This window comes from Verrucosispora sp. ts21 (genome assembly GCF_002879555.1).
Lineage (GTDB): Bacteria > Actinomycetota > Actinomycetes > Mycobacteriales > Micromonosporaceae > Micromonospora > Micromonospora gifhornensis.
Genome location: NZ_PNOZ01000040.1, coordinates 55,697 through 65,163, shown reverse-complemented (window position 1 = coordinate 65,163; position 9,467 = coordinate 55,697). Strand labels below are relative to the sequence as shown.

Genomic DNA, 9,467 nt, shown 5'->3' with positions numbered 1-9,467 from the left:
CGGGGAGGGAGGGTGGGGAGGGAGGGTTAGAGGCGTTCGAAGCCACGGGTCAGTTCCCAGTCGGTGACGGCGGCGTCGAAGGCGGACAGTTCTACGCGGGCCATGTTGGCGTAGTGGGCGACCACCTCAGCGCCGAAGGCATCGCGGGCCACGGTGGAGGACTCCCAGAGGGTCAGGGCGTCGCGCAGCGTGCCCGGGACCCGGTCGGCATCCCCATCGTCGTACGCGTTGCCGGTGCACTCCGGTGGCAGCTCCAGCTCCTGCTCGATGCCGTGCACCGCGCCCGCCACCAGCGCCGCGATCGCCAGGTACGGGTTGACGTCGGCGCCGGGCACCCGGTTCTCCACCCGCATTCCCTGGCCGTGCCCCACCAGCCGCAACGCGCAGGTGCGATTGTCCGTACCCCAGCGCAGCGCGGTCGGCGCGAACGAGCCCGGCTGATACCGCTTGTAGGAGTTGACGTTGGGCGCGAAGAACAGGCTCAGCTCACGCATGGTGGCGAGCAGCCCGGCGAGCACCCGCTGCCCGGTGACACTCAGGTGCGCCGGTCCGTCGCCGAGCATCGCCGAGCCACCGGAGGCGTCCCGCAGCGAGAAGTGGATGTGGCAGGAGTTGCCCTCCCGGGCGTTCGGCTTGGCCATGAAGGTGATCGACATGCCCTCCTGGGCGGCGATCTCCTTCGCCCCGTTCTTGTAGATCACGTGGTGGTCGGCGCAGGCCACCGCCTCGTCGTACCGGAAGGCGATCTCGTGCTGGCCGAGGTTGCACTCGCCCTTCGCGCTCTCCGGGGTGAGCCCCGCGCCGGCCATCTGGTTGCGGATGCGCCGCAGCAGCGGCTCCACCCGGGCGGTACCCAGCAACGAGTAGTCCACGTTGTACTGGTTGGCCGGGGTCAGGTCGCGGTAGCCGCGCGCCACCGCCTGCTCGTACGAGTCACGGAACAGCACGAACTCCAACTCCGTGCCGGCGTACGCGGTCAGCCCGTGCGCAGCCAGGCGGTCCAGTTGACCGCGCAGGATCTGCCGGGGCGAGGCGACCACCGGACCGCCGCCGTCGGGCCACTCCAGATCGGCCAGGAGCATCGCGGTCCCGGGCTGCCACGGCACCCGGCGCAACGTGTCGAAATCCGGCTTCATCACGAAGTCGCCGTAGCCGCGTTCCCAGCTCGACATCGCGTACCCGTCGACGGTGTTCATGTCGACGTCCACGGCGAGCAGGTAGTTGCACCCCTCGCTGCCGTGGCCGACCACCTGATCGAGGAAGTACGGCGCATGGAACCGTTTGCCCTGCAACCGGCCCTGCATGTCGACGAGCGCCAACGCCACCGTGTCGATCTCACCCTCGGCGACGGCGACCCGCAGTTGTTCCAGCGTCAGCGGGGCTTTCCTCATCCGCGAGCCTCCATCACCAAGGTCTACCGGCCGCGCCGATGACCGTCAATGGGCCGCTCCGCTCGTACCCCGATCCCCTCCCCTGACAAACCGACCACCGCTCACCTCCGGTCGCGCCGCCGCGCCCAGCCGAGAAAGCGGTCGTACAGATCCGGGGTGTGCTCGGGATTCAGTTGGGCGAGCTGATCGCGGGCCTGGACCATCAGCCCACCCAGGTAGAGCAGCAACCCGAGCCGGTCCTTGCGGTACTCCATCAGCAGCGCCAGCCGGGCCGGCTGACAGGGCCATTCCGCGCCGCAGTTGCGGCACCGCCAGAGCGGACGCATCGCGACGTGGGGAATCACCCGCCGCCCCATCAGCGCACCCACCGCCTGCGGCCTGCGGCGTCGCCCCAGACCCCGCGACAAGGTACGGCGAACGGACGCGAACGAACAGACATGTCGACCCCTCTCGGCTCTGGAGGGGGCCACCCCGCCCGGCCGAAGCAGGGCGACCCCGCGCAGGAGCCCACCCCACCGCCGATCCCGACAGAGCAAGCCCGCAGTGGTGACAGTCTGGTGACAACGGCACTACTGTCGATACACGCTCAAGGCATCCGCGCAGTTCAGCAGGGTGATCGGGCAGCCGCGAGCAACCCACCGTCGACACTGGGCAAAGGTTGGGGGATTGATGGGAAGCGCCACCGATTACGTGCTGGGCGAGCTACGCATGTTCCGGACCGCACTCGGGCTGAGCCAGGATGACTTCGGTCGAGGTATCGGCTACTCCGGTTCACACGTCAGTTCAGTGGAAACAGGTGGTCGTCCTCCCACCAAGGACTACATGAAAGCCATCGACGCTCAGCATCACACCAATGAACGATTCACCCGGATGCTTCGGGAACTGGGCCAACTCGATGCCGACCCACCCTGGTTGCGGGAGTGGATCGAGTTCGAGCGGGAGGCGACCACCCTGCGGTGGTTCGAGCTGGCCTACGTTCCCGGCTTGCTTCAGACCGAGCGATACGCACGCGCCACCCTGATCGGCGGCCGGTTCAGTCCGCCGGAGGTGGAGAAGGCAGTGACGTCCCGGCTGGAGCGGCAACTGATCCTCGAACGTGAGCACCCGCCACAGTTCATCGCCGTGCTGGACGAGGCGATCCTCCGTCGACCGGTGCTCGACCAGCCGGGCCTGATGGCGGAACAGCTCGACCACCTGGCCGAGCAGGCACGGCGGGAGCACATTCAGGTACACGTCGTGCCTTCGGATGCCGGCATGTATCTGGGACTGGCTGGTCAGTTCATCATCGCCGAGCTACCGGACGGCACCCGAACCGCACATGCCGACAACCAGCTCACCGCACAGATCATCGACGCACCCGCTGACATCGCTAAGCTGGCGAAGACATGGGAGATCGTGCGGAACGAGGCGCTCCCCCGCCGGCAGTCGTTGGAGCTGATCAAGGAAGTGGCGAAGTCATGGACGTGACGGCCGCGCAGTGGCGGAAATCGACCAGATCCGGTGGCAACGGCGGGTCGTGTGTTGAGGTTGCGGACAATCTGCCGGGGGTCGTGCTGGTCCGGGACACCAAGGACCGGGAGGGCGGCACGCTGCGCGTCACGCCGTCGTCGTGGCAGTCCTTCGTCGACCTTGCCAAGCAGACCGGTTCCGTGGGCTGACCGCTGAACGTCGTACCCGCCCGAACAATGGTGGGCATGTCGCAGCCAACCACGCATCGCCACCATCGCATCGACTACATCGAGTTCACGGTCACCGACCTGGCCGAGGCCAAACGCTTCTACGCCGAAGCGTTCGGTTGGCAGTTCACCGACTACGGCACGGCGTACGCCGGCATCCAGGGCGGCTCCGGCGCTGAGGTGGGCGGCCTGCGCCAGGACCAGCAGGTACGCACGGGCGGCGGTCCGTTGGTGCTGCTCTACTCCGCCGACCTGGAGCAGAGCGTCGAGGCGGTCGAGAAGGCCGGTGGGACGGTGGTGGCGGGACCGTACGACTTCCCCGGTGGTCGTCGCTTCCACTTCACCGATCCGAGCGGAAACGAGCTGGGCGTCTGGGCCGAGGCGTAGCCCCGAGCATGTCGCCGACGAAACCCTTGCTCCTCACGTGGCGTCAGGTCACATAGTCGGTGGCGTGGATGAGCTCCTGACCGTCGGGCGGGTGGCGCGATTGACCGGCGTCAGCGTCCGCACCCTGCACCACTATGACGACCTCGGCCTTCTGGTGCCGTCGGCACGGACCGCGTCGGGGCACCGGGCGTACTCCGCCGATGATGTGGAGCGGCTGCGGGAGGTGCTCGCGTACCGGCGGCTGGGTTTCGGGTTGCGGGAGATCGCCGATCTGGTGGGCGACCCGGCCGCCGACGCGGTCGCGCACCTTTGCCGGTTGCGTGGCCTGCTGGTGGACCGGCAGGACCGGGCCGCGGCCATGGTGGCGGCTATCGACCGGGAGTTGGCGGCGCGGGCGGGGGTCGGGACGATGCCGCGGGAGCCGCTGAAAGCGTTCGGTGCCCGGTTGTACGACGCGATCGGGTCGGCGTACCCGGCGACCCGGCGCACCGAGCCCCGGATCGCCGCGCAGGTCTGGGCGGCGCTGGGTGACGCGCGGACGGTCCTGAACGTCGGGGCGGGCACCGGCTCCTACGAACCGCCCGACCGCGAGGTCACGGCGGTGGAACCGTCGGCGGTCATGCGGGCCCAGCGGCCCCCGGGCGCGGCACCGTGCGTGGCCGCCGCTGCGGAGAGCCTGCCCTTCGAGGACCAGTCGTTCGACGCCGCGATGGCCTTCAGCACCATTCACCACTGGCACGACCCGATCGCCGGGCTGCGCGAGATGCAGCGGGTGGCCCGGCGGGTGGTGGTGTTCACCCACGATGCCAGTGACACCGGCTGGCGACACCGGTTCTGGCTCACCCGCGACTACCTGCCCGAGGTCGTCGACCTGGTGGCCGACCGTCCGCCGGTGGAGCAGGTGGCCCGCGCGATCGGGGCCCACCTGGAGCCGGTGCTCATCCCGTGGGACTGTGCGGACGGCTTTTTCGAGGCACACTGGCGCCGCCCTGAGGCGTACCTGGACGAACGTGTTCGCGGGGCGGTGTCGGTATGGGCCAGGGTCGGCCCGCAGGCGCAGCGACGGGCGGTTGAGATGCTCCGCGACGACCTCGCGTCCGGCCGGTGGGCCGAGCGCAACCGCGAGATCCTCGCCCTCGACGCGGCGGAACTCGGCCTGCGGCTGCTTGTCGCCTGACCACCGGCGCTGGTGAGCGGATCAGCGGCCCGGCGGGGGTGCGGGGTTCTCGCTCAGCCGGGCGGTCTGGGTTTCCTGCACGTGGCGGGCGGTCTGCAGGAAGTCGAGGATCGTGGTGAGCTGCTCCCCGCTGTACCCACGGAGGGCCCGGGCGCCGGCGTCGCCGACGGGTAGGTAGATGTCACGTTCCACCTCGCGGGCGGTGTCGGTGGCGGTGACCAGGACCCGCCGTCGGTTCTCGGCGTCCCGGGTACGGGTCACCAGGCCGGCGCGTTCCAGCCGGTCGATGACCGTGGTGGTCGCCGCCGGGCTGATCTTGAGAGCGCGGGTGAGTTCCCCCGCGGAGAACGGCCCGTCGTTGGCGAGGACGAGATCCAGCGCCCGCAGGTCGGTGCGGTTGAGCCCGAGCCGAGCGGCGGCGGCCTCGTCGAAGGCGTCGAAGCTCTGCTGAAGCAGCCGTAGCTGCATCGCCACGTCCCGGATGAGGCTATCTTTCGACATTCGAAACCTTCTGCTATCGTAAGGTCTGACGATCGAACCGATATTAGCCTACGGGGGCGAGATGACCATGGACGACCACCAGATCCGCGACCTGTTCGACCGACTCATGCGGGCCTGGACCGACAACGACGCCGCCGCCTACGGGGCCTGCTTCACCGACGACTCCGACTACGTCTCCTACGACGGAACCCGGGCCGTCGGTCGCCACGACATGCAGGAGGCCCACGATCGACTCTTCCGCGGTGTGCTCGCCGGTTCCGCGCTCGTCGGCGACATCGAGTCCATCCGGTACGTCACCGACGGGGTCGCGATCGTCCACGGCACCGCGTCGGTGCTGATGCCCTGGCGCTCCAGGCTGCCCAGGCGACGCCTGTCCCGTCAGACCCTCGTCGCCGTACGCACCGACCAGGGCTGGCGGTTCACCGCACTGCACAACGGACGGGTACGCCCCGTGCAGATCCCCGCTCCGGACTCGATGCCCTCCCGCATGGCCCAGGCCATGGGTCACGCAGCCCGCCGCCTGGGCATGGGCCGCGCCGCCGCCCGCACCTGATCAGCACCCTCCTCGCCCACTTCGCGCATGCCCCGCCCAGCCGAGCGCGCCGCATTCCGTCGCCCGAGGACACACGGTCGCGTCCGGTGTCGAGGCGGTGACGGAGCTGCCAGGATTGTGGCCACGAGCCGACTGTGCACTGAGGAGACGACGTGAGCGACTGGAACGACAAGATCATCGCCGAGTTTCGGGCCAACGGCGGGCAGGTGGGCGGCCATTTCGCGGGCCAGCCGCTGCTGTTGTTGCACACGGTCGGCGCCAAGAGTGGCCTGCCGCGCGTGCACCCGTTGATGTACCAGCGGATCGACGGAGGCTACGCCGTGTTCGCCTCCAAGGCGGGCGCACCCACCAGCCCCGACTGGTACCACAACCTGCTCGCCCAACCCCGGGTGCAGGCGGAGATCGGCACGGAGACGGTCGAGCTGGTCGCCCGAGTCGCCGCCGACGACGAGCGGGAGCGGATCTGGAGCGCGCAGAAGGCCGCGTACCCGTTCTATGCCGACTACGAGCAGAAGACCACCCGTCGGATTCCCGTCGTGGTGCTGGAGCCGGTGCGCTAGGCGTCGCCCGGGTCTTCGCCTGCCGGCTGGGCGGCGGGCCTCGGGTCGGACGTGGTCAGGATGACGTGACCGCGGAATCCGGGACCGAGGACGATCGCCGCATGGCCGGCGGGCGGGGCGCCGAGGGCGCTGCTTTCTGCCGCCGGTATCGCAGGAGCGAAGTCCGGCCCGCCGAAGTCCCCGGCGTCCGCGTCACCGTCACCCATGGTCACTCCCCTGTCGTCGGTTCCTGCGTACGCCAGGATATCTTGTCTTCCACTATATTAGGAGGATGAGTGCTCGGGCTATGACCGAACCGGCCTTCTTCATCCTCACCGCGCTGCTCGACGCCCCGCGCCACGGCTACGGGATCGTCGCGGAGGTCGCGGACCTGTCGCATGGGCAGGTGCAGCTGAAGATCGGCTCCCTGTACGGAGTCCTCGATCGACTCGTCGGTGACGGCCTTGTCGAGTTGGACCGCGAGGAGGCGTGGCAGGGGCGGTTACGCCGCTACTACCGGGTCACCGAGCAGGGCCGCGCCACCCTCGCCGCGGAGGCGGACCGGCTGGCCGCCAACGCGCGCCTCGCCTCCGCCCGGTTGCACGAGCAGCGGAACCCGATCACGGGGACGTCGTCGTGAGTCGCCTGGAGGAGCGCTACCGCCTGCTGTTACGCCTGCTGCCCGCCGCCTACCGGCAGGAGTGGGAAGACGACATGGTCGCCGCCTTCCTGGAGAGCATGGACACCGGCGACCCCGAGACCACCGCGTACCTCGCCGACTACGGCCGGCCGAGCCTGTCGGAGGCCGCCAGCATCGTGGCGCTCGCGGTGCGGCTGCGCCTGCGCGCCGACACGTCACCCCGCTCGCGGGTGTGGGGACACGCGGTGCGGCTGGCGACCCTGATGCTGCTGCTGACCCACGCCGTCATGGTCACCGGCAGCATCGCCATCGCGCTGTGGTACTCCGGGAAGCTCGCCTGGCTGCCCGCTCCGGCACCCGAGTTCGCACTCACCACACCGGCGAGCATCTGGAGTACGACGTGGAACCTCGCCGGCTACGCCTGGTTGCCGGCCTACCTCGCGCTCGTCCTCGGCTACCGACGCGTGGCCCAGGCGGTCGCCCTGCTCGCCATCGTGCCCCCCATCATCACCACCGCCATGGCACAAGCCGTCGGCGACGAACCGCTGACCGTGTCGCCCTGGGCGATGCGGCTCGTCGACGTCGCTCTGCTCCTCGCCATGGCGGCCTTCCCCCACGGTGCCGCACCCGTGTCACGCCGGCCATGGCTCCTCGCGCTACCGATCGGCATCTTCCTCGTCGCCCTGCCCCTGTTCATCCTCCAGGCGGTCGAACCGGCGCTGAGGCTGCTGGACTGGCCGGGCCTGTTGTGCGCCGCGGTCGCTGTGGCCATGGCGGTTCACCTGACCGCTCGCGCCACCGGTCGATCGACGCGCACCCTGCCGTGGTCGCTGGCGTTCACTCTGCTCGCCGCGACCGCGCTCGTCCTGCGCGCCGTGACCCTGCCCGACTTCCTCGACCAGGCAGAGCGCACGACGCTCACCACGATCGCGGCCGTTCAGGTCGTCGCCGTGCTCACGGTAGGCGTACCGCTCGCGGTGTCGGCCCTTCGCGCGCTGCGCAACGTCCCCTCGGCCCCCGCCGCCACCCCGAACCCCACCACACCGTCGTAGCAGCCGGTCACGGTCCGTGCAGCTCAGGCATCGGTGGTGGCGTACGGGCTGGCGTTGAGCCGGGCTCCGATCTGCTCCGGTAGCGGGTAGACCTGCTCGACCGGTAGGTGAGCGGCTGCCGCCTGGGTCTCGCCGCCCCGCAGCAGGTCCCGGAGCCGGTGCACGGTGGCAGTGATGTCGGTGACGCCGACGATCCAGTCGTCGACGTACCGTTCGACCGCCTCGCCGGAGAGGCCGACCTGTAGCGACCGGTACGGCAGCGGTTGAAGATGCAGGGACCGTTCCGGATCCCACTGCACCCGCACCGGGCTGGTCTTCAACTGCCGTGACCAGGTCGCCTGGTCGCTGTGCAGATCACGGTCGTAGTGACTCAGGCAGGCCCGGGCGAGCGCCCACTCGAATCCCTCTCGGGTGATCTCGATGGACAGCACGCGTTCCTGCCCCGGCTTGGTGGCCCAGCCACAGCGGTACATCATCCACAGGAAGGACGGCTTGATCCACGTCATCCGCTCCCGCTTGAAGGGGGCCACGAAACGGCCGGCCGCCACCGCCGGCACCGCGATCTGCGGAGGGTACGCCTGGTAGACCGTGATGGTGTCGGCCGAGAAGCGGGCGCGGATCTGCCGGGCGGGAGTGGACATCTCCAGATCCTCACCGATCCGCACTCGGCCGCACCACCGAGATTCCGCGCGTCCGGCAAACGAAAAATGGCAGAGCCAGCGGTTAGCCTGCCGTCATGGGGAGCGCGGAACTGGATGAGTTGATCGTCGCGGACGCCGAGGCGCTGCGCGACTGGTTGTCGACCCACCACGCCACGTCGGACGGGGTCTGGCTGGCGCTGACCAAAAAGGGTGGCACCGTCACCACGCTGACCTGGCAGCAGGCGGTCGACGAGGCGCTGTGCTTCGGTTGGATCGACGGGCAGGCCCGGAAACGCGACGAGGAGAGCTCCTGGATCCGGTTGACTCCGCGCCGGTCCCGCAGCTCCTGGTCACAACGGAACGTGTCCCATGTGGCCCGGCTTGAGGAACAGGGGCGGATGCAGCCGTCCGGCCGCGCCGCGGTGGAGGCGGCGAAGGCGGACGGGCGTTGGGCCGCCGCCTACGCCCCGCCGTCGGAGGCCGAGGTGCCGGCCGACCTACTCGCCGCCATTGCCGCCAATCCCGCTGCTCAGGCCATGTTCGACGTCCTCACCAAGACCAACCGGTTCGCACTCATCCACCGTCTCAACGCCGTCAAACGGGCGCAGACCCGCGAGCGGAAGATCGTCGAGTTCGTCGCCATGCTGGCCCGACACGAGACGGTCTACCCGCAGAAGGCCAAGCCCTCGGTGCCGCCGACCGGCTAGTCGGGTCGCGATCCTCGGATGAACTCCCGGTGGCCCCGCAATTGCGTTGCCGGGTGCGTCGGCGTACCCCATCCTTGGGCTTGTGACCAGGCCCGATCGCGACGGGCCGACCCGGGCCCTCGGAACGGCCCGGCAGCCGCGGCGGCGCGGGGAAGGTCACCTCTCTCTCGGGTACGGCGCTGCGCCCTACCCTGGCTCCGCCC

General features: G+C 69.7%; 14 protein-coding genes. 9 read left to right on the top strand and 5 right to left on the bottom strand.

Going from position 1 to position 9,467, the window contains the following annotated elements:
* Window positions 1-26: 26 nt before the first annotated feature.
* Together C1A38_RS18515 and C1A38_RS18510 are read right to left on the bottom strand one after the other, a co-directional pair.
* On the bottom strand, window positions 27-1,391 hold the full coding sequence (locus tag C1A38_RS18515; protein WP_102659032.1) for a glutamine synthetase family protein: 1,365 nt from the start codon (window positions 1,389-1,391) through the stop codon (window positions 27-29).
* A gap of 101 nt (window positions 1,392-1,492) precedes the next feature.
* On the bottom strand, window positions 1,493-1,747 hold the full coding sequence (locus C1A38_RS18510) for a flavin reductase (protein WP_102659042.1): 255 nt from the start codon (window positions 1,745-1,747) through the stop codon (window positions 1,493-1,495).
* 313 nt (window positions 1,748-2,060) lie between these two features.
* Here C1A38_RS18510 and C1A38_RS18505 point away from each other — a divergent pair, with 313 nt between their 5' ends.
* The 4 genes from C1A38_RS18505 (at window position 2,061) to C1A38_RS18490 (ending at window position 4,631) form a co-directional block, all read left to right on the top strand.
* Window positions 2,061-2,858 carry a helix-turn-helix domain-containing protein gene (locus C1A38_RS18505; RefSeq protein ID WP_102659031.1) on the top strand — a complete coding sequence of 266 codons (798 nt, stop codon included), beginning with the start codon at window positions 2,061-2,063 and terminating at the stop codon, window positions 2,856-2,858.
* Window positions 2,855-3,049: a DUF397 domain-containing protein gene (locus C1A38_RS18500; protein WP_102659041.1), complete on the top strand. Its 195-nt coding sequence runs from the start codon at window positions 2,855-2,857 to the stop codon at window positions 3,047-3,049. Before C1A38_RS18505 ends, C1A38_RS18500 begins: the two co-directional genes overlap by 4 nt.
* A gap of 36 nt (window positions 3,050-3,085) precedes the next feature.
* Window positions 3,086-3,454 carry a VOC family protein gene (locus C1A38_RS18495; protein WP_102659040.1) on the top strand — a complete coding sequence of 123 codons (369 nt, stop codon included), beginning with the start codon at window positions 3,086-3,088 and terminating at the stop codon, window positions 3,452-3,454.
* Between the two features lie 64 nt (window positions 3,455-3,518).
* Entirely contained in the window at window positions 3,519-4,631 is a 1,113-nt protein-coding gene (locus C1A38_RS18490; RefSeq protein WP_102659030.1) for a MerR family transcriptional regulator, read from the top strand.
* Between the two features lie 21 nt (window positions 4,632-4,652).
* Here C1A38_RS18490 and C1A38_RS18485 read toward each other — a convergent pair whose 3' ends face one another.
* Entirely contained in the window at window positions 4,653-5,132 is a 480-nt protein-coding gene (locus tag C1A38_RS18485; RefSeq protein WP_102659029.1) for a MarR family transcriptional regulator, read from the bottom strand.
* A gap of 61 nt (window positions 5,133-5,193) precedes the next feature.
* Here C1A38_RS18485 and C1A38_RS18480 point away from each other — a divergent pair, with 61 nt between their 5' ends.
* Window positions 5,194-5,685 (top strand): SgcJ/EcaC family oxidoreductase, encoded by a 492-nt coding sequence (locus tag C1A38_RS18480; RefSeq protein ID WP_102659028.1) that lies wholly within the window; start codon window positions 5,194-5,196, stop codon window positions 5,683-5,685.
* Window positions 5,686-5,837: 152 nt separating this feature from the next.
* Window positions 5,838-6,245: a nitroreductase family deazaflavin-dependent oxidoreductase gene (locus C1A38_RS18475; protein ID WP_102659027.1), complete on the top strand. Its 408-nt coding sequence runs from the start codon at window positions 5,838-5,840 to the stop codon at window positions 6,243-6,245.
* Here the strand turns inward: C1A38_RS18475 and C1A38_RS18470 are convergent.
* Window positions 6,242-6,451 carry a hypothetical protein gene (locus tag C1A38_RS18470; RefSeq protein ID WP_146017576.1) on the bottom strand — a complete coding sequence of 70 codons (210 nt, stop codon included), beginning with the start codon at window positions 6,449-6,451 and terminating at the stop codon, window positions 6,242-6,244. The genes C1A38_RS18475 and C1A38_RS18470 overlap by 4 nt on opposite strands.
* Before the next feature lie 65 nt (window positions 6,452-6,516).
* Between C1A38_RS18470 and C1A38_RS18465 the strand changes: the two genes are divergently transcribed.
* The gene (locus C1A38_RS18465) at window positions 6,517-6,864 is read left to right on the top strand and encodes a PadR family transcriptional regulator (protein ID WP_199180244.1); all 348 of its coding nucleotides are present in this window, start codon (window positions 6,517-6,519) and stop codon (window positions 6,862-6,864) included.
* Complete coding sequence (locus C1A38_RS18460) at window positions 6,861-7,916, top strand: hypothetical protein (RefSeq protein WP_102659024.1); 1,056 nt, start codon at window positions 6,861-6,863, stop codon at window positions 7,914-7,916. The genes C1A38_RS18465 and C1A38_RS18460 overlap by 4 nt, the downstream gene beginning before the upstream one ends.
* Before the next feature lie 23 nt (window positions 7,917-7,939).
* On the opposite strand, the gene C1A38_RS18455 is transcribed toward C1A38_RS18460, so the two are convergent.
* Complete coding sequence (locus C1A38_RS18455) at window positions 7,940-8,557, bottom strand: DUF4291 domain-containing protein (RefSeq protein ID WP_102659039.1); 618 nt, start codon at window positions 8,555-8,557, stop codon at window positions 7,940-7,942.
* Between the two features lie 95 nt (window positions 8,558-8,652).
* Between C1A38_RS18455 and C1A38_RS18450 the strand changes: the two genes are divergently transcribed.
* On the top strand, window positions 8,653-9,264 hold the full coding sequence (locus C1A38_RS18450) for a YdeI/OmpD-associated family protein (protein WP_102659023.1): 612 nt from the start codon (window positions 8,653-8,655) through the stop codon (window positions 9,262-9,264).
* The last annotated feature ends 203 nt before the right edge of the window (window positions 9,265-9,467 follow it).